The sequence below is a fragment of the Pistricoccus aurantiacus genome, assembly GCF_007954585.1.
Classification (GTDB): Bacteria; Pseudomonadota; Gammaproteobacteria; order Pseudomonadales; family Halomonadaceae; genus Pistricoccus; species Pistricoccus aurantiacus.
In genome coordinates this window covers 2310979-2329527 of the sequence record NZ_CP042382.1, presented here as the reverse complement: position 1 = coordinate 2329527, position 18549 = coordinate 2310979, and the positions used below count along the sequence as shown (strand labels likewise).

The window sequence follows — 18549 nt, the reverse complement described above, 5'->3', positions numbered from 1 at the left end:
CGGCAGCCACCGAGACTAGCGTTTGAGTGTCATTGAAAGGATTCAATAAAGACTCAAGGGAAAGTTCATGGCATCTCTGTTTCGTCCACGTGCCAATGCGTTGTCCGCCATTATTCTGATCGGCATCCTGGTGCTGGTGGTAGCGTTCTGCATAGCCGGTTATCTGTATTATCAATCCCCCTACCATACGGGCACCGGCTATGCGCCGGAGCAGCCGGTACCCTTCAGTCACCAGCACCATGTCGGCGGCCTGGGCATCGATTGCCAATACTGCCATACCAGCGTCAAGACCTCGGATTTTGCCGGGATCCCCCCGACCTATACCTGCATGACCTGCCATTCCCAGGAATGGACCAATGCCGAAATGCTCGCTCCGGTGCGTCAGAGCCTGGCGCAAGACGAGCCGCTTCGCTGGGTGCGAGTGCACAACCTGGCGGACTACGTCTATTTCAGCCATCGCGCCCACGTCAACAACGGCGTGGGCTGCGAATCCTGTCATGGGCGGGTCGACAAGATGCCGCTGATGGTGCAGAAAAAACCGCTCTCCATGCAGTGGTGTTTGGAATGCCACCGCAATCCGGCGCCCAATCTACGCCCGGAAAACCGTATTACCGCCATGGGTTACTCGCCTGGCAACGATGGGGTTGCCGGCGAGGAATTGATCGAACATTACGGAATTCCGCTGGACCGCTTGACGGAGTGCACCACATGTCATCGCTGAGCGCCCAATACTGGCAACGGATTCGCCAGGAACTCGACGGCCAGCGCGGCGCCGACTACTGGCGCAGCGTCGAGGAGCTGGCGGAGGATCCTGCCTTCACGGCATTTCTCGAGGGTGAATTTCCGAGCCATCGCGGGCTCTGGGCTGCACCCATCGACCGCCGCCGGGTACTCAAGCTGATGGCGGCGAGTCTGGCCCTGGGCGGCTTGACCGCCTGCGACAGCCAGCCACAGGAACGGCTGGTGCCTTACGTGAACCTGCCGGAAGGTCTGGTGCCGGGCATGCCACGCTACTACGCCACCAGCCACCTCATTGACGGCTATGCCCAAGGACTGCTCGCGCAGAGTCGCGAGGGGCGCCCCATCAAGCTGGAAGGCAATCCCGAGCACCCGGCGACCCTGGGCGCCTGCGACAGTCTCTCCCAGGCATCGATCCTGTCGCTTTATGATCCGGACCGGCAAGGCGCGGTGACCCACAAGAACAAAACCTCCAGCTTTAGCGCTTTCCTGGGAGATCTTATCCAGCAGCAGCAGCGCTGGGACGCCAATGGAGGCGAAGGACTGGCTTTTCTGACCGCCCCCTGGACCTCCCCCAGCGAAGCCCAGCGCGTCAAATGGCTCAAGGAACGCTGGCCTCGGGCGCGCTGGTACCGCTACAGTCCGGTGGATCGAAGCCATGTCTATACCGCTAGCCGGTGGCTGTTCGGTTCGGCTCGAGAGCCGATCTATCGTTTCGATCGAGCGAGGGTGGTGCTGAGCCTGGACGCGGATTTCCTGCAGGCCCAGCCGGGCTTTCTGCGCTACGCACACGACTTCGCCAAACAGCGACGGCCGCGGGATAGCGCTAGCCCTCGAGAGACGAACGAACTGCTGCGCCTCTACGCCATCGAATCCACGCCGAGTATCACCGGCAGCATGGCGGAGCATCACCAAGGACTCAGCCAGCCGCGAATCGTCGACGCCGCTCGCCAGTTGGCCGGCGCCCTGGGGCTCGACGTGACGGCGCCGAACGACTCTCCCTTGCCCCGACAGTGGCTCGACGCGCTGGTGAAGGATTTGCGCGACCAGGGCAGTGCCGCCCTGGTGGTGCCCGGCGACCAGCAGCCGCCGGAAGTTCACGCCATCGCCCAAGCGATCAACGCGACGCTCGGCGCCTTCGGCAGCACCGTGGCCTTCATCGAACCGGTAGACGCCAGCTACTCCCAGGACCCGCTCGATGAACTGGTCAACGCCATGCACGCCGGCAAGGTGCATAGCCTGGTGATGATGGGCGTCAATCCGGCCTACAGCGCTCCGGCGGAGCTGGGTTTCGCCAATGCCTGCGAACAGGTGGACTGGCGCATTCACTGGGGCGAGACCCACAATGAAACCGCCCGGCTCTGCCACTGGCACATCCCCGCGACTCACCCGTTGGAAACCTGGGGGGACGCCCGGGCCTTCGATGGCACCCTGAGCCTGCTGCAGCCCTTGATCGAACCTCTGCACGGCGGCAAGACGGCGCTGCAGTTCCTCGCTGCCCTGCAGGAAGGTACCGATCAGGACGCGCGCACTTTGCTGCGGGAACACTGGGAGATCCTGCACGTGGAGCCCGGCGAGAATAGCGGGGCGAATATCGCTGGGGAGAATTTCGACGCCTTTTGGAACGCCAGCCTGCACCAAGGCTTCGTGCCGGATAGCGCTTTTGAACTCAAGCAAGTCAGCCTGGCGAACACCTGGCAAGACCAGCTTCCGATGCCCACCAAGGCGCCGGAAGGCCTGACTCTGCAGCTGCGCCCGGACCCCTCCCTGTGGGACGGCAGCGTTGCCAACAACGCCTGGCTCCAGGAGTTGCCGCGTCCGCTGACCAAGGTGACCTGGTCCACGCCGCTGCTGATCGCCCCGGCCCTGGCGGAACGCCAGGAACTCGCCAACGGCGATATCCTGCGCATCAGCGTCGGCGAGCGCAGTCTGGAGGCGCCGGTCTACGTGCTTCCCGGCATGCCGGAAGACGCGGTGACCCTGCCGCTGGGCGGCGGACGCACCCGGGCGGGCCGGGTGGCGGAGGGGATCGGCGTCAACGCCTTTCGGTTGCAGCCTCGGAACGGCGCCTGGGCGATGGCGGCTACCCTGGAAAAGACCGGCGGGCGCCACCCGCTGGCCACCACTCAGAATCACAATGCCATCGAAGGTCGCGACCTGATTCGTGCCGCCAGCCTCGATACCTATCGCGATAATCCTCGTTTCGCCCAGCACGAAACGCCCTCGGAATCTCTCTATCCGGAACCCTGGCCGGCGCCACGAGAAGCGGACCACGCCTGGGGCATGAGCATCGATCTCTCCGCCTGCATCGGCTGCAACGCCTGCGTCACCGCCTGCCAGGCGGAGAACAATATCCCCGTGGTCGGCGAGGAGGAAGTCCGCAAGGGCCGGGAGATGCACTGGATTCGCATCGACCGCTACTTCAAGGGGCCGCTTGATGGCCCGGAGATGGTCTTTCAGCCGGTGACCTGCATGCACTGCGAGAACGCCCCCTGCGAGTACGTCTGTCCGGTGGGCGCTACCCAGCACAACGCCAACGGCTTGAACGAGATGATCTACAACCGCTGCGTGGGCACCCGCTACTGTTCCCAGAACTGCCCTTACAAGGTGCGCCGCTTCAATTGGCTCGACTACACCCACGGCGCCACCGGCCACCGGACGCCGCAACCGGCTTACAACCCGGAGGTCACGGTACGCTCCCGGGGGGTGATGGAAAAATGCACCTACTGCGTGCAGCGCATCAGCCGCGAGCGGATCACCGCGGATGTGGAAAATCGCGAGTTGAAGGACGGCGATATCCAGACCGCCTGCCAGCAGAGCTGCCCCACCCAGGCCATCGTCTTCGGCGATCTCAAGGATCCAGACAGTCAGATCAGCCGACTCCATGCCCATCCGCTGGATTACGGCATGCTCGCTCATCTCAACGTGCGCCCGCGCACCCACTACCTGGCAGCGGTGCGCGACCCCAACCCGGCGCTGATGGAAAAAGGCCCCTCGTCGGGCCAGGCCGAAGTGGGTATCTACACGCCGGATAAGCAATCCGCCGAGAGAGCGTCGCCGGTGTTCTTCCGCCAGACAGCCAAGGGGAGGTTGTCATGAAGGCACAACAGGACCGGCTGCTGCCCCCGGATATCACCTTCGCCTCCATGACCCAGCGCATCAGCGATCTGGTGCTGCGGGAGCGCGCGCCCTTCGGCTGGTGGGTAGGCGTCATCATCTGCGCGCTGCTGTCCCTGATGTTCGTGGTGGCGCTTTCCGTGCTGTTCACGGTGGGCGTGGGCATCTTCGGCATCACCATTCCGGTGGCCTGGGGCATGCCGATCCTCAACACCATCTGGTGGATCGGCATCGCCCATGCCGGCACCCTGATCTCCGCGGTGCTGCTGATCACCCGCCAGCCCTGGCGCGCCGGCATCAACCGCTTCGCCGAGGCCATGGCGATGTTCGCCATCGTCTGCGCCGGCATCTATCCGATCATGCACCTGGGCCGCCCGCAGTTCTTCTACTACCTGCTGCCCTACCCCGACACCATGGGGCTCTGGCCCCAGTGGCGCAGCCCCCTGGTATGGGATTTCTTCGCCATCTTCACCTATCTCGTCTTCACCGCCTGCTTCCTTTACATGAGCCTGTTGCCGGACCTGGCCACCCTGCGGGATCGCGCCCGGGGCTGGAAAGCCAAGGCCTACGGCGTCCTGGCGGTGGGCTGGCGAGGCAGCGCCGCCCACTGGGAGCGCTACGAGAAGGCCAACATGGTCATGGCGGCCCTGGCCACCCCCATCGTGGTCACGGTGACCGGTATCATCTCCCTGGACCTGGCAGTGTCCATCGTGCCAGGGTTCCACTTCACCATCTTTCCGCCCTACTTCGTCGCCGGCGCCCTGTTTTCCGGCTTTTCCACCGTAGCGCTGCTGGCGGTGGTGCTGCGCAGCCTCTTCAACCTCAAGGATCTGGTCACCCGGGTGCACCTGGATTACCTGGGGCGCATGATGCTGCTGTTCTCCCTGATTGTCGCCTACGCTTACAGCCAGGAGATCTTCACCGCCTTCTACACCGGCGAAGACTACTACCGCACCGTGTATTTCGACCGCTGGACCGGCCCCTACGCGCCGATCTGGTGGAGCATGATCACTTGCAACGTGGTGCTCACCCAGCTGCTGTGGTTCAAGGGGGTGCGCCGCTCGCCAGTCGCCATCCTGTGCCTGGCCATCACCAGCAACCTGGGCATGTGGCTGGAGCGCTTCCAGATCGTATTCACCTCCACTCACGCGGATTACATGCCGTCGAACTGGGGCACCATCTGGCCTACCGGCTGGGACTGGGCGGCCTATCTGGGCTCCCTGGGGCTGTTCGGCCTGCTGCTGCTGATCTTCGTCAAGCTGACCCCCTTGATCTCGCTGCACGACATGCGGGGGCTGATCGCCCGTCGGCAGGGCAAGGAGCAAGCAAGGCAGGAGAAGAGCTCATGAGCAATCCGGATCTCTATGGCGTGTTGGGCCGCTTCGAACAGGCGAGTACCCTGATCGAGGCAGTCACCGCCCTGCGTCGGGCGAATTATACGCATCTGGAAGCCTTTTCCCCGCATCCGGTGAAAGGCTTGAGCCAGGCCCTGGGAGAGCGCTCCCGCTGGTTGACCGTGGCGGCGTTGGTGGGCGCCCTGGCAGCGGCGGCGGGAACCTACTGGATGGCCTGGTACAGCGCGGTGATCGACTATCCCTACGTAGTCGGCGGCAAACCGCTGCACAGCTGGCCGCCCTTCCTGCTGCTGGCCTTCGTGCTGTCGATTCTCGCCGCGGTGCTGGTAGCACTGGTCGGCATGCTCATGGGCAATCGCCTGCCGCGGCCCTACCATCCGGTCTTCAATCTGGCGATGTTTTCCCGAGCCTCGGATGACAGCTTCTTCCTGCTGGTTCGCCTCGAGGAAACTCCCGAAGAGGATGTGGAGCATCTTCGCCGACGCCTGAGGGACCTGCACGCCCTGGATATCCAGGAGGTGCCGGCGTGAGGCGGTTTGCCCTGCTGGGTCTCGCATGCGCTCTGCTTGCGGGCTGCGATCAGCCGGAGATGCGCTTTCAGCCCAAATACAACACCTACGAGGCAGCCCCGCAGTGGCCGGAGAATCAGGCCGCGCGCCGGACGGTGCCCGGCACCGTGGCCAGGGACGAACGGCTCGAACCGATCGCCGACACCCTGCCCATGACCTTCGACCAGGCACTGCTGGATCGCGGTCAGGAACGCTTCGAGATCTTCTGCTCTCCCTGTCACGCCGCCAGCGGCTATGGCAACGGCATGGTGGTGCAGCGCGGCTTTCCGGCGCCGCCGTCGTTTCATAGCGAACGGCTGCGTAACGCGCCGCTGCGGCATTTTGTCGACGTCATTACCGAAGGCTACGGGGTGATGTATTCCTATCGAGACCGTGTGCCGCTGGAGGATCGCTGGGCCATCGCCACCTATATCCGCGCTCTGCAGCTGTCCCAGCACGTTGCCTACGACAGTCTGAGCGCGTCCCAGCGGGCACGCCTGGCGGACAGCGTCGACGATTCGTCCCGGGAGGCGCCCCAATGACATCCAAGACCCTGGCCCTCATCCTGGCGACGGCGCTGCTGCTTTGCCTGATCGGCGGGTTCCTCGACCCGCGCGGCCTGGCTCAGGCCTGGCTGGCGGCCTGGATCACCCTGGCCTTCCTGTCTCTGGGGGCCATGGCGATACTGATGGTGCACGGCATCACCGGCGGCGCCTGGGGCCATGAAAGCGAGCCGGTGTGGAAGGCGCTGGCCGCGGTCACGCCGCTGTTGGCATTGACCCTGCTGCCGCTGCTGCCGTTTCTTGGCGCGCTCTTTCCCTGGATGGCGCCGACGGAGTCGCTCCCCGAGGTAGTGCAACGCAAGCAGTTCTATCTCAACGGTCCGTTCTTCATCGGCCGTACCCTGTTTTATCTCCTGGTGTGGTCGCTGATGGCCTGGTGGCTCTGTCGCCCTACCCCGGCGCGGCGCTGGCACGCCCCGGGGTTGATCCTCTGGGCGCTGACGGTCACCTTCTTCAGCTACGACTGGATCATGTCACTGGAGCCCAAGTTCTACTCTGATGTCTTCGGCATGGAGCGCATGATGTTCAGCGCCAGCGGCGCCTTGGCCTTGGGGCTGATACTGGAGGCCGGCTCGCTGCGCGACGACGTGCGTCTGGATCTGGCCAATATCTGGCTGGCGGCGCTGCTGGGCTGGGCCTTCGTCAGCTTCTCCCAGTTGATCATCATCTGGTCAGGCAACATGCCGGATGAAATCCTCTGGTATTTACAGCGAGACGCGGCGGCCTGGGGCTGGATCGGCCGCTTGAGCGTCCTGCTGTTCCTGGTGATTCCCTTTGCCATGCTGCTGCCCACCGCCGCCAAGCGTCGCGCCGGCTGGCTGCGAATGACCGCCTTGATCGCCCTGACGGGCTACCTTCTGCATGGCCAGTGGCTTATCTGGCCGTCGCTGCCTACTACCGCCTGGGCCTGGCTATTGGGCCCGACGGCAGTCGTCGCATTGCTGGCACTTTGTCTGCTGTGGCTGGGGCACGATCGACGCCAGACGCTGCTGGGCAAGTCGGACAAGAGTCAGAATAGCGCTCGAGCCAGGTCGTTTGTCCGCCGCGAGGTGCGCCATGAAAACTCATGAGCAGGAAGAGCTTTCCGATACGCCGGAAGGTAAATCCCAGACCCGGGGTTCCCAGGAGAAGGAGGAGCGCGGCTTCGAAGAGAAGGACCTCTCTTCCTCGCTGCTGGTGAAGTCGCTGCTGTTCATGGTGCTTTTCGTACCGGCGTGTCTGCTGGTGCTGTGGGCCTTGATGAGCACGGTCTGGCAGGAACCGCAGCGACCGCCGAGCCCCTTCGAGCAGTCCCAGATCCAGACGCCGCTGCCGCATCTTCAGGCCAGCCCGGTACAGGACTACCAGGCGTTTCACGAGCGCATGACCCTGCACCTGAACAGCTACGGCTGGGTGGATCGGGACGCGAACCGGGTACATATTCCTATCGCTCTGGCCAAGCAGCGCCTGCTGGAACAGGGTCTGCCGGAGGCCAACCAGACGCCGCCGCCAAGCCGTATGCCTTTCGACGGGGTCGCCATCGACGGGGTCGCCATCGACGGGGTCGCCATCGACGGGGTCGCTCTGGACCCGCAGGCGGCCACCCAGTGGTTGAAACAAGGTCCCGCAGCAGCGCCGGTAGCGCGAGAGGACACGAGCCCGCGAGACACGCTGCCACCGCCGGCCCGCAAGGAGAATATTCCGGTTCGCAGCGCGCAGGAATCGCTCGAGGAAACGTTTTCATCCAAGGAGGGACAATGAACGGGACGTCAGGACGCTGGATCGTCTGGATCGCCCTGCTATGGCTTGCGCTGCCGGCCTGGGGGCAGTCGCCGGCTCAGCAGGAAGCGGTGCTCGATCAGGTGGACTACGAACAGCGCATCGGCAACCAGCTGCCCGGAGAGCTGCGGTTTCGCGACGCGAGCGGGGAACTGGTGGATATCGCCGCTCTGACCGAAGGCAAGCCGACCATTCTCAGCCTGGCCTGGTACAACTGCCCCATGCTGTGCCCGATGCTGCTCGACCGGCTCGCGGATACCACGGAAAAGCTGCCCTTCGAACTGGACGACTACCGGGTAGTCACCGTCAGCATTGCCCCGGAGGAAGGGGCCGCGGACGCGGAACGCATGCGCAAGGATCTGCGTAACCGTCACGGCGACAACATCGACAACTGGCATTTTCTCACCGGTAAAAAGCCTGCCATCGATGCCCTGGCGAAGGCAGCAGGATTTCACTACGCCTTTGACCCCCAGTCCGGCACCTACGCGCACCCGGCTGGCGTGGTGGTGGTCTCTCCCGGTGGGCGTATCAGCCATTATCTGCTGGGCATGCGCCCGGAGGCGCCGGACCTGAAACTGGCCATGATGGAAAGCAGCGAAGGGGAACTGGGCAGCCCGCTGCAGAAGGTGCTGGTACGCTGCTATCAGTTCGACCCCACCACCGGCCAGTACAATCTGGCGATCATGCGGCTGCTGCAGGTGGCGGGCATCGCCACGGTAACACTGATGCTGCTGGCGGTGCTGTGGATGCGCAGGAGGCAGGCGGCATGAGTGCGGAACACGGCTATCTACCGGATATCCAGGAAGGGCTGAAATTCTTTCCGGAGCAGGCGTCCAGCTACGCGGGGGAGCTGGATCTGTTCTTCATCGGCCTGGTGGTGGTGTGCGGTTTCATGACCCTGCTGGTATTCGGACTGATCGTATTCTTCAGTTATCGTTACCATGCGGATCGTCAGAAGCCGCGGGGAAAGCTGCCCAGCGCCAAAAGCAGCCATCGGATCGAGCTCAGCGTGCTAGGGGCCATGTTCGTGATCTTCATGGGCATATTCGCCTGGTCGACGCATCTGTATCTCAATATCTATCGTGGCCCGGAAGCGGCCATGACCATCAACGTGGTGGGCAAGCAGTGGATGTGGAAGGTACAGCATCCGGAGGGCGTGCGTGAGATCAACACCCTGCACGTGCCGGTGGGGGAAACCGTGGAGCTGCGCCTGACCTCTGAAGACGTCATACACAGCTTCTACGTGCCGGATTTTCGCGTCAAGCACGATGCGGTGCCGGGCACCTACCGCAAGGTATGGTTCGAGGCCACCAAGCCCGGGGAATACCGGCTGTTCTGCGCGGAATACTGCGGCAGCTATCATTCCCGCATGCGCGGCAAGATCGTCGCCATGCAGCCCGCGGACTATGAGCGCTGGCTGGGAGATCAGGGCGAGCAGGTGGCACCGGAAGTCCAGGGAGCCAGCCTGTTTCGCAGCTACGGCTGCAGCGGCTGCCATCTGGGCAAGTCCGACGTGCGGGCGCCGAGCCTCGCCGGAGTCTACGGCCGCCCGGTGCCCCTGGCCAGCGGCGGCACGGTAATGGCGGATGAAGCCTACCTGCGGGATTCCATCCTGCAGCCGCAGAAGCACGTGGTCGCCGGCTTCGCGCCGATCATGCCAAGCTATTCCGGACAGATCAGCGAAGGCGAGATCCTGCAAATCATCGCGTATCTGAAATCCCTGCAGCCGGAAGACCAGGCGCTCAATCCCGCCGCCATGACCCAAGGAGACGCTCCATGAGCACCATTGCCCTTGACCAACGCTGGCCCCGGGATCACTACCTGAGCAGCGGCTTCCGCCTGCGAGACTGGCTCCTGACCACGGACCACAAGCGCATCGGCTGGCTGTATTTCGCCTCCATCACCTTCTTCTTCTTCCTTGGCGGCATCGCCGCCCTGCTGATCCGCCTAGAACTGATCACCCCCCGAGGGGACCTGCTCAGTCCGGATACCTACAACGAGATGTTCTCGATGCATGGCATCATCATGGTATGGTTCTTCCTGATTCCCTCGATTCCCAACACCTTGGGCAACTTCCTGATCCCCTTGATGGTCGGCGCCCGGGACCTGGCCTTTCCCCGGCTCAACCTGCTGTCCTGGTATATTTATACCATCGGCGCCCTGTTCGTGGTGCTCACGGTACTGCTCGGCGCGGTGGATACCGGCTGGACCTTCTATACCCCCTACTCCACCCTGTTCACCAACACGGCGGTGCTGGCGGCGGCCACCGGGGTATTCGTGGTGGGCTTCTCGACGATTCTCACCGGCATCAACTTCATGGTCACCCTGCACAAGATGCGCGCCCCGGGGCTGACCTGGATGCGCCTGCCGCTGTTTGCCTGGGCCACCTACGCCACCAGCCTGATCATGATCCTGGCCACCCCGGTGCTGTCCATCACCCTGCTGCTGATCGCCGTTGAGCGGATCTTCGGCATCGGCATCTTCGATCCGGCCCTGGGCGGGGATCCCATCCTGTTCCAACATCTGTTCTGGTTCTATTCCCATCCGGCGGTATACATCATGATCCTGCCGGGGATGGGCGTCGTCTCGGAACTCATCTCCTGCTTCTCCCGCAACCGTCTGTTCAGCTACAAGGGCATGGTCATTTCGGTGATGGCGATCGCCCTGTTCGGCTTTCTGGTCTGGGGGCATCACATGTTCGTCGCCGGCCAGAGCATGTACGCCGGCATCATGTTCTCGCTGTTTTCCTTCCTGGTGGCGCTGCCTTCGGCCATCAAGACCTTCAACTGGACCGCGACCCTTTATCGCGGACGCATCCTGCTCACCGCGCCGATGCTGTATGCCTTTTCCTTCATCGGTCTATTCACCATCGGCGGCCTGACCGGCATCATCGTGGCGGCCATGACCATCGACGTGCACGTTCACGATACCTACTTCGTGGTGGCGCATTTTCATTACGTCATGGTAGGCGGCATGGTCACCGCCTACCTGGGCGGGGTGCATTTCTGGTGGCCGAAGATGACCGGCAAGATGTATTCGGAAATCTGGTCGAAGGTCGCCGCCCTGGCCCTGTTCATCGGTTTCAATCTGACCTTCTTTCCTCAGTTCATTCTCGGCTATCAAGGCATGCCCCGGCGCTATCACGAATACCCGGAGGATTTTCAACTGCTCAACGTGATGTCTTCCCTGGGGGCCGGTGTGCTGGCCATCGGCTATCTGCTGCCGCTGGTGTACCTGACCTGGTCGCTGTTCAAGGGCAAGCCCGCCGGGGCCAATCCCTGGGGGGCCACCGGTCTGGAATGGCAGACCAGCTCACCTCCGCCAAAACACAACTTCGTGCAGATTCCCACGGTGACGGAGCCACCCTATGCCTACCGCGACCAAGACAACACCGCCCCCTTTGGGTGATCAGGGCCCGGTGGCCGAGCAATTCGAGGCCATGGAGCAGCAGCGCCAGGCAGACCGCATGGGCATGTGGATGTTCCTGGGAACGGAACTGCTGCTGTTCGGCGGAACCTTCGGCGCTTTCATCACTTATCGGGTCATCTACGCGGACGCCTTCGCCGAGGCGGCGAGCCATCTCGACCTCAAGCTCGGCACCCTGAATACCGCCCTGCTGCTGACCAGCGGCCTGACCATGGCCTTGACGGAACAGCTGTCCAGGGCGGCGCGCCACAAGGCGACGTTCTGGCTGCTGATCGCCACCATCGCCATCGGCGCGCTCTTTATCGGGATCAAGGGCTTCGAGTGGTACAAGGAATATCAGGAACAGCTGATGCCGGTGCTGGGGCTGACCTTCGACTATCCCGGCAACCAGCCGGACCGTGCCCAGCTGTTCTTCAATTTTTATTTCGTGATGACCGGACTACACGCGGTGCACATGCTGATCGGCCTCGGGGTGCTGAGCGTGATCGCCGTGCTCGCCTGGCGCTGGCGGGACCCGCCGCGCATCGCTCGCCAGGTGCAGATCAGCGGGCTCTACTGGGCCTTCGTCGATGTGATATGGGTGATCGTCTTTTCCCTGCTGTATCTGTTGCGGGTCTGACGAAATAGCTGGAGAAACAGGGAGTCGTCCATGGGTGCCGTCGCCGTTCTTTTTCTTACCTGGATCTGCCTGCTGGTATTGCTGGCAATCTCCGTCACCAGCGTCGTGCTTCTATCGCTGCCCTGGAGCCTGGTGGCAGTCGGGGTCTGCGCGCTATGCATGATCCTGCTGATCATCATCCTGTTCATGGATCTCAGGAACAGCCGCGGCCTGACCCGGGTCTACGCCACCGGCGCCGTGCTCTGGCTGGCCTTTCTGATCACCCTGACCCTGATGGATTATCTGCATCGCTGATGCGCTGCGCCTGGGCATAAACGTTGAAGCGCGACGCCCGCAGAAACCCCACCAGGGTGACACCGAACTCCCGCGCCAGACGTACCGCGTAGCTGCTCGGCGCGGAGACGGCGCAGACCAGCGGCACCCGGGCCATGATGCATTTCTGCATCAGTTCGAAACTGACCCGCCCGCTGAGCATGACCGCATGATCGTCGAGGGGCAGCCGATCGTTCAAGAGCGCCCAGCCGAGCAGCTTGTCCAGGGCGTTATGGCGCCCCACGTCCTCGCGAATCGCCAGCATCTCGCCCCGGGCGTCGAACAGCGCCGCGCCGTGCAGTCCGCCGGTACAGGCGAACAGCGCCTGGTGCTCCTGCATGCGCGCCGCCAGGGAACCGAGCTGTTCTCGGGTCATCCAGGGCCCCGGGGAAAGCGGCGGCAGGCCTTGCATCGACTCCAGATTGAGCTTTTTCTTGCCGCATACGCCGCAGGCGCTGGTGGACAGGGACGAGCGCTCGAGCAGCGCGGTCTTCTCGCCACTTGGCCGGCGCAGCTGAATCTGAATCACATCCGGCTGATCCACCAGCGTACAGAGCGTCTGGAAATCCCGAGGATGGCGCACCACGCCTTCGCTCAACATCAGGCCGGCGGCCAGTTCCCGATCGTTGCCCGGGGTACGCATGGTGATCACCGGCTCGACCCCCGCCAGGCGTATTTCCAGGGCCTCCTCCACCGCTACCTGATCGTCCCGGGACATGACCCCATCGTTCTCATGCGCGAGGATGTCGACCAGCGCGCCGCCGATGCGGCCCTCTCCTTGGGAAAGGCTTGTCATGAGGTTTTCTCCTCGCTTTCGTGACGCTTGGCCGCAGGCTTTTTCGCGGGCTGATCGAAGGCATCGGCCATGCCTCTCATGGCGTCCAGCAGCGGGTACAGGCGTTGCCACAGGGCGTCGTCATGCAGCAGCTTGTAGGCGCCGATGATACCCGGCGCCTTGCGCTCCTCCTGCTGCTGCCCTTGGCGAAACGCTTTCGTGCCGTCGCCCAGCGCATCGGTGAACTGAGCGAAACGCTCCGGCGGAACGCGGCCCAGGCCCATGAGCAGCAGCATGAGATTCTGCATGGCGTTACGGCTTTCCTCTCGGTTGAGGCCGTCGAGCAGAAGCTTCGTCACCTGGGGCGACGCCTCGAGGAAATCATTGAGCAGGCGCAGTATTCCGGCGTCCTGCAGGTTGTCCAGCAAGCGATCGAGCTCCTCGCGAGTCGCATCCGTTTCGCCGAGCGGGGTCACCTCGTGTCGTATCGCCTTGGCCATCAGAATTTCTCCGGATTGCGCGCGGGCCGCGGTGGTTGCACGTAGTCGTCGCGCTGCCATTTCTGTTCGGTGCGAACTCCATCCTGGGAGCTGGACTTCCAGAAGCGGTAATTGTGCCGGGGCAGCGGCGCTTCTCCTTCGATCTCGAGTATCTCCATCTTCACCGCGATTTCCTTGAAAGCCGGGGTACTGCTGTCCTTGTCCGCCTCGTTGGAGGTCAGGACATTGATCGCATGATCGTTGCCCACGGCGTTTTCCGTGACGTAAAGCTCGTTTCCCGCGACGCGATCGGTCACCAGGGCCGGCAGCTCGATGGTGCCCCGACGCGAGGTCAGCCTCACACGGCTGCCGCTCTTGATGCCTCGCTGCTCGGCGAGTTCCGGGGAGACCTCGACGAAGCTGGTCGGCACCTGACTGCGGATGCCCGCGCTGCGATGGGTCAGGTTGCCCTCATGGAAGGTTTCCAGCAGGCGGCCGTTGTTGACGTGCAGGTCATACTCGCCGTCGGTCTGGTCCGTGGGCGGCGTATACTCGAGGGCATTGAGCCGCGCCTTGCCGTCCGGAAAGGCGAAGCCGTCGAGATAGAGATGGGGGGTATCGGTACCGTCTGCGGCGATCGGCCACTGCAGCGACCGGTAGCCTTCCAGGCGTTCATAGGTCACGCCGGCGAACATGGGTGCTAGCGACGCTGCCTCGTCCATGATCTCGCCGGGATGACGATAGGACCAGTCCGCCCCCAAGGCGCGGGCGAGCTCGGTCTGGATCAGCCAGTCCGGCTTGCTGTCGCCCAGGGGTTCCAGCACCTGATAAAGCCGCTGGAAACGTCGCTCGGTATTGACGAAGGTACCTTCCTTCTCGACGCTGGGAGCGGCGGGCAGCACCACATCCGCCTGTTCGCAGGTGCGCGAGAAGAAGATGTCCTGCACCACCATGAAATCGAGCTTGTCGAAGGCCGCCTGCACGTGCAGGGCATTGGCATCGACGATGGCCATCTCTTCGCCCATCACGTACAGCGACTTGAGCTTCCCTTCGTGAATGGCATCGATCATGGTATGGTTGTTGTAGCCGCTATTGGTGGATAGCGTCACTCCCCAGGCCTTTTCGTAACGGGCGCGAGCGGCGTCGTCACTGACGAACTCATAGCCCGGCAGGCGCTTGGACATGGAGCCGAAATCGCTGCAGCCCTGCACGTTGTTGTGTCCGCGCATGGGATAGGCGCCGCACCCCTTGCGCCTGGCGTTGCCGGTTACCAGCAGCAGGTTGGCGATGGCGGTGGAAGTATCCGAGCCGGCGACGTGCTGGGTGACACCCATGGCCCAGATCGCGCAAAGGGTGCTTGCCTTTGCGACTTGCAGCGCCACCTCTTCCAGCGTCCGAGCGGGAATGCCGGTGATCTCTTCTGCGTAATCCAGGGTGAAAGGCGCCAGGCTCTGGCGATATTCCGCCAGGTGGTTGACCCGCTGTTCGAGAAACGCCTTGTCTTCCAGACCGTTGTCCAGAATGTATCGGGACAGGGCGCTCAGCCAGACCAGATCCGTGCCCGGCCTGGGCCGAAGGAAGCGGTCCGCCCGCTCCGCCATCTCGTGACGGCGCAGATCGAAGACGATATGCGTCTGACCGCGATGCTTCTGCGCCTGCTTGAGCCGGGTGGCGAGCACCGGATGACTCTCGGCGGTGTTGGAGCCGATGAACAGCAGCAATTCGGCGCTTTCGAGATCGCTGATCGAACCGCCGTCGCCGCCATAGCCCATGGTGCGCCACAGGCCCTTGGTCGCCGGCGACTGGCAATAGCGGGAGCAGTTGTCGATGTTGTTGGTGCCGATCACCCCCCGGGCCAGCTTCTGCATCAGGTAGGATTCTTCGTTGGTGCACTTGCTGGAGGCGACGAAGGCCAGCGCATCCGGGCCGTGCGCCGCGCGAATCGACTTGAAGCGCTCGGCGATCAAGGCATAGGCCTCGTCCCAGCTCGCCTCGCGAAAACGGCCGTTGTCGCGAATCAGAGGTGTGGTCAGACGATCTTGCGAATTGACGAAATCCCAGCCGAACTTGCCCTTGATGCAGGTGGAGATGCCGTTGACCGGCGCCTCTTCCACCGGCTGCACCTTGAGAATCCTGCGCCCCCGGGTCCACATGTCGAAGGCGCAGCCGACCCCGCAGTAGGTACAGACGGTCTTGGTCTTCTTCAGTTCCGGCTGACGCCAGGCCTCGTCCATTTCCGACAGCGCGAAGATCGGCCTGAAGCCCACCGTCGGCTCGATGCCCTTGATCAGATCGATGGCCGGGCGCTTGAGTGTCGCCGGCATGCCGGTCAGCGGCCCCGCCTCCCCCAGCATGCTCTTTTCCATCAAGGCGTTGCAGGGGCAGACCGTGACGCAGTGGCCGCAGGAAACGCAGCTGGATTCATTGGCGGTTTCGGCCCCGTCCCACAGCACCCGCGGGTCTTCTCGCTGCCAGTCGATGGATAACGTTTCGGTGACCTGCACGTTCTGGCAGGCCTCGACGCAGCGCCCGCAGAGAATGCACTGGTCCGGATCGTACTGATAGAAAGGATGGCTCTCGTCGACGTTGTAGGGTTTCTGGCGATAGGGGTAGCGCTGATAGGGGATTCTCATCCGCGCCACGACGTTATGCACCTTGCAATCGCCGTTGTTGTTGTCGCAGACGGAGCAGTAGAGCTCGTGGCGCGCCACGATACGATCCGCTCCCTCACGCCGGGCCTGGCGGGCCGTGGTTTCCTCCAGCTTCACCTCAAGACCTTCCCGGCTGGTCACGCTGCATCCGCGAACGAGCTCGCCGTTGACCTGGACCCAGCAGACGTCGCAGGTCTGAATGGCGCCCAGGGTGGGCTGATAGCAGATATGCGGCAGGTCGATATCATGGGCGGCCAGGAATTCGATGAGCGGCGTGTCGATGGGGCCGCTCAACGACCGTCCATCCACCTTGAGGGTGCATTGGGGCTGAGACATGGCAACACTTCCTGTGATGGAATCCCCATGCCAACACCTTCAGCATGGCTTACGTCCTTGTGTTTTCATTGAGCCTAGACGGCGCGGAAAGTTTCGACAAGATGGCCAGGAATAGTGAGTCCACACTGGAAACTCTTTGCACTCATGAGGCGCCGAGACCATCATCCGACTCGAACCATTCGGCCAGACACTGCCTGACTTCCTCGTCGCTGGTCTGGCCAAAATCCAGATACCACCGGCCTACCGCGCGAAAGTCCTCGGGGGCTTCCACGCAAATCACCTCATCCACGTCGGCGGCGAGCGCGTTCAGGGTATCCGGCGGGGCCACCGGCACCGCCAGAATGCATGACTCGACTCCCAGACGCCTTACCGCCTGAATGGCGGCGCGCATGGTGGAGCCGGTGGCGATGCCGTCGTCCACCAGGATCACCTGACGCCCCTGGAATTGGGGGTAAGGTCGCTCGCCGCGATAGGACCGCTCCCGACGGGCGAGTTCGCGGCGCTCCTTGTCGATTACCTCCTGCAAACGCTTCTCGGTGATACCCAGGCGGCGAATCAGCGGCTCGTCCAGCACCGTCACGTCGCCGCTGGCAATGGCGCCCATGGCGAACTCTTCATGGCCAGGCACGCCGAGCTTGCGTACCACCATTACATCCAAGGAAGCATTCAGCGCCCGGGCGACCTCCGCCGCCACCGGCACGCCTCCCCGGGGCAGTCCCAGTACCAAGGAATCGCGGTTGGCATGATCCTTCAGGCGCTTCGCCAGCGCCTGACCCGCCTCGCGGCGATCGGAGAACGGCAGTTCCGACATTTTCTCCTCCTTGTGTTTTCCGGTGTCCTTTCTTCAGTGTCGTCAACGCCTCAAGGCTTGGCCAGGGCTCAATCACCGGAGGATGTCTTGTGTCGCAGGGACTGAAATCCTTCAACGATCAGCAGCAGCAGCGCACCGGCGATCAAGCCTACCGTCAGGTTGAACAGCATCGAGCCCAGGGATTGGAAAATGGCATCCGCGCCGGGCAGCTCCACCATGTATTCGACGAACTCTTCCATGGAGTGATCGATGACCGGAATACCGTGGGTCAGGATGCCGCCGCCCACCAGAAACATGGCGATGGTGCCGAAAATCGACAGTCCCCTCATCAGATAAGGGGTGGCAACCAACAAACCCCTGCCTACTGTCTGGACGAAAGCGCCGCTTTTCTGGTTCAGGTAAAGCCCCAGATCATCCAGCTTGACGATGCCTGCCACCAGTCCGTAGACGCCGACGGTTACCACAATGGCTACCAGGCTGAGCACTACCACCTGCTGCAGCAACGGCGCGGCGGCCACGGTTCCCAGCGTAATGGCGATGATTTCCGCGGACAGGATGAAATCCGTGCGTATCGCCCCCTTGATCTTTCTCTTCTCAAGGGCCACCGGATCCACGCCTGGATCCGCCAGCGCCTTGACCTTTTCGGCATGTTCCTTCTCGTCCTCCTTGCCGTGCAGGAACTTGTGGGCCAGTTTCTCGGCGCCCTCGAAACACAGAAAGGCGCCGCCCAGTATCAGCAGCAAGGTGACCGCCCAAGGAATGAAGGCGCTGATCAAAAGCGCCCCAGGCACCAGGAAGCATTTGTTGAGAAAGGACCCCTTGGCCACCGCCCAGACCACCGGCAGCTCTCGGGACGCCTTGACCCCGGTGACCTGCTGGGCGTTCAGAGCAAGATCGTCCCCCAGCACTCCGGCGGTTTTCTTCGCCGCCACCTTGGTCAGCACGGAAACGTCGTCGAGCAGAGTGGCAATATCGTCTATCAGAGTAAGCAAGCTGGCGCCGGCCATCGAATCTTTCCTCTTGCGGGAGATGTCTACACTATGTCGAGTGAGTTCAAACTC

General features: G+C 63.0%; 17 protein-coding genes. 12 read left to right on the top strand and 5 right to left on the bottom strand.

Annotated features, from left to right (window positions below; all coding sequences use genetic code 11):
- Positions 1–67 precede the first annotated feature (67 nt).
- From FGL86_RS11110 to FGL86_RS11055, 12 genes are read left to right on the top strand one after another with little or no spacing between them, the layout of a single operon-like run.
- Positions 68–721 (top strand): cytochrome c3 family protein, encoded by a 654-nt coding sequence (locus FGL86_RS11110; protein WP_147184624.1) that lies wholly within the window; start codon positions 68–70, stop codon positions 719–721.
- Positions 709–3837, top strand: a complete 3129-nt coding sequence (locus FGL86_RS11105; protein ID WP_147184623.1) for a TAT-variant-translocated molybdopterin oxidoreductase — start codon at positions 709–711, stop codon at positions 3835–3837. Before FGL86_RS11110 ends, FGL86_RS11105 begins: the two co-directional genes overlap by 13 nt.
- Positions 3834–5204 carry an NrfD/PsrC family molybdoenzyme membrane anchor subunit gene (gene nrfD / locus FGL86_RS11100; RefSeq protein ID WP_147184622.1) on the top strand — a complete coding sequence of 457 codons (1371 nt, stop codon included), beginning with the start codon at positions 3834–3836 and terminating at the stop codon, positions 5202–5204. Before FGL86_RS11105 ends, nrfD begins: the two co-directional genes overlap by 4 nt.
- A complete protein-coding gene (locus FGL86_RS11095; protein WP_147184621.1) occupies positions 5201–5740 on the top strand; it encodes a DUF3341 domain-containing protein in 540 nt (179 codons plus the stop codon). The genes nrfD and FGL86_RS11095 overlap by 4 nt, the downstream gene beginning before the upstream one ends.
- On the top strand, positions 5737–6300 hold the full coding sequence (locus tag FGL86_RS11090; protein WP_246131601.1) for a c-type cytochrome: 564 nt from the start codon (positions 5737–5739) through the stop codon (positions 6298–6300). The genes FGL86_RS11095 and FGL86_RS11090 overlap by 4 nt, the downstream gene beginning before the upstream one ends.
- Positions 6297–7391 (top strand): hypothetical protein, encoded by a 1095-nt coding sequence (locus tag FGL86_RS11085; RefSeq protein WP_147184620.1) that lies wholly within the window; start codon positions 6297–6299, stop codon positions 7389–7391. The genes FGL86_RS11090 and FGL86_RS11085 overlap by 4 nt, the downstream gene beginning before the upstream one ends.
- Positions 7378–8061, top strand: coding sequence for a hypothetical protein (locus tag FGL86_RS11080; protein ID WP_147184619.1), 684 nt, complete (start codon positions 7378–7380; stop codon positions 8059–8061). The genes FGL86_RS11085 and FGL86_RS11080 overlap by 14 nt, the downstream gene beginning before the upstream one ends.
- Complete coding sequence (locus FGL86_RS11075) at positions 8058–8849, top strand: SCO family protein (protein WP_147184618.1); 792 nt, start codon at positions 8058–8060, stop codon at positions 8847–8849. The genes FGL86_RS11080 and FGL86_RS11075 overlap by 4 nt, the downstream gene beginning before the upstream one ends.
- Entirely contained in the window at positions 8846–9859 is a 1014-nt protein-coding gene (gene coxB / locus FGL86_RS11070) for a cytochrome c oxidase subunit II (RefSeq protein ID WP_147184617.1), read from the top strand. The genes FGL86_RS11075 and coxB overlap by 4 nt, the downstream gene beginning before the upstream one ends.
- Positions 9856–11487 (top strand): cytochrome c oxidase subunit I, encoded by a 1632-nt coding sequence (gene ctaD / locus FGL86_RS11065; protein ID WP_147184616.1) that lies wholly within the window; start codon positions 9856–9858, stop codon positions 11485–11487. Before coxB ends, ctaD begins: the two co-directional genes overlap by 4 nt.
- Positions 11447–12124, top strand: a complete 678-nt coding sequence (locus tag FGL86_RS11060; protein ID WP_147184615.1) for a cytochrome c oxidase subunit 3 — start codon at positions 11447–11449, stop codon at positions 12122–12124. The genes ctaD and FGL86_RS11060 overlap by 41 nt, the downstream gene beginning before the upstream one ends.
- A gap of 30 nt (positions 12125–12154) precedes the next feature.
- Complete coding sequence (locus tag FGL86_RS11055) at positions 12155–12418, top strand: cytochrome C oxidase subunit IV family protein (RefSeq protein ID WP_147184614.1); 264 nt, start codon at positions 12155–12157, stop codon at positions 12416–12418.
- On the opposite strand, the gene fdhD is transcribed toward FGL86_RS11055, so the two are convergent.
- From fdhD to FGL86_RS11030, 5 genes are all read right to left on the bottom strand, one after another.
- Positions 12384–13232, bottom strand: coding sequence for a formate dehydrogenase accessory sulfurtransferase FdhD (fdhD, locus tag FGL86_RS11050; protein ID WP_147184613.1), 849 nt, complete (start codon positions 13230–13232; stop codon positions 12384–12386). The two genes, FGL86_RS11055 and fdhD, sit on opposite strands and share 35 nt — an antisense overlap.
- Positions 13229–13711: a helical membrane plugin domain-containing protein gene (locus tag FGL86_RS11045; RefSeq protein WP_147184612.1), complete on the bottom strand. Its 483-nt coding sequence runs from the start codon at positions 13709–13711 to the stop codon at positions 13229–13231. Before FGL86_RS11045 ends, fdhD begins: the two co-directional genes overlap by 4 nt.
- Entirely contained in the window at positions 13711–16677 is a 2967-nt protein-coding gene (gene fdhF / locus FGL86_RS11040; protein WP_147184611.1) for a formate dehydrogenase subunit alpha, read from the bottom strand. The genes FGL86_RS11045 and fdhF overlap by 1 nt, the downstream gene beginning before the upstream one ends.
- Before the next feature lie 142 nt (positions 16678–16819).
- On the bottom strand, positions 16820–17488 hold the full coding sequence (locus FGL86_RS11035) for a phosphoribosyltransferase (RefSeq protein ID WP_147184610.1): 669 nt from the start codon (positions 17486–17488) through the stop codon (positions 16820–16822).
- A 68-nt stretch (positions 17489–17556) separates the two neighbouring features.
- A complete protein-coding gene (locus FGL86_RS11030; protein WP_147184609.1) occupies positions 17557–18495 on the bottom strand; it encodes a DUF808 domain-containing protein in 939 nt (312 codons plus the stop codon).
- Positions 18496–18549: the final 54 nt, after the last annotated feature.

Excerpts from the sequence above, each read along its gene's own strand:
- FGL86_RS11110 (WP_147184624.1), top strand. The coding sequence starts at position 68 with ATGGCATCTCTGTTTCGTCCACGTGCCAATGCGTTGTCCGCCATTATT.
- FGL86_RS11105 (WP_147184623.1), top strand. The coding sequence starts at position 709 with ATGTCATCGCTGAGCGCCCAATACTGGCAACGGATTCGCCAGGAACTC.
- nrfD (WP_147184622.1), top strand. The coding sequence starts at position 3,834 with ATGAAGGCACAACAGGACCGGCTGCTGCCCCCGGATATCACCTTCGCC.
- FGL86_RS11095 (WP_147184621.1), top strand. The coding sequence starts at position 5,201 with ATGAGCAATCCGGATCTCTATGGCGTGTTGGGCCGCTTCGAACAGGCG.
- FGL86_RS11085 (WP_147184620.1), top strand. The coding sequence starts at position 6,297 with ATGACATCCAAGACCCTGGCCCTCATCCTGGCGACGGCGCTGCTGCTT.
- FGL86_RS11080 (WP_147184619.1), top strand. The coding sequence starts at position 7,378 with ATGAAAACTCATGAGCAGGAAGAGCTTTCCGATACGCCGGAAGGTAAA.
- FGL86_RS11075 (WP_147184618.1), top strand. The coding sequence starts at position 8,058 with ATGAACGGGACGTCAGGACGCTGGATCGTCTGGATCGCCCTGCTATGG.
- coxB (WP_147184617.1), top strand. The coding sequence starts at position 8,846 with ATGAGTGCGGAACACGGCTATCTACCGGATATCCAGGAAGGGCTGAAA.
- ctaD (WP_147184616.1), top strand. The coding sequence starts at position 9,856 with ATGAGCACCATTGCCCTTGACCAACGCTGGCCCCGGGATCACTACCTG.
- FGL86_RS11060 (WP_147184615.1), top strand. The coding sequence starts at position 11,447 with ATGCCTACCGCGACCAAGACAACACCGCCCCCTTTGGGTGATCAGGGC.
- FGL86_RS11055 (WP_147184614.1), top strand. The coding sequence starts at position 12,155 with ATGGGTGCCGTCGCCGTTCTTTTTCTTACCTGGATCTGCCTGCTGGTA.
- fdhD (WP_147184613.1), bottom strand. The coding sequence starts at position 13,232 with ATGACAAGCCTTTCCCAAGGAGAGGGCCGCATCGGCGGCGCGCTGGTC.
- FGL86_RS11045 (WP_147184612.1), bottom strand. The coding sequence starts at position 13,711 with ATGGCCAAGGCGATACGACACGAGGTGACCCCGCTCGGCGAAACGGAT.
- fdhF (WP_147184611.1), bottom strand. The coding sequence starts at position 16,677 with ATGTCTCAGCCCCAATGCACCCTCAAGGTGGATGGACGGTCGTTGAGC.
- FGL86_RS11035 (WP_147184610.1), bottom strand. The coding sequence starts at position 17,488 with ATGTCGGAACTGCCGTTCTCCGATCGCCGCGAGGCGGGTCAGGCGCTG.
- FGL86_RS11030 (WP_147184609.1), bottom strand. The coding sequence starts at position 18,495 with ATGGCCGGCGCCAGCTTGCTTACTCTGATAGACGATATTGCCACTCTG.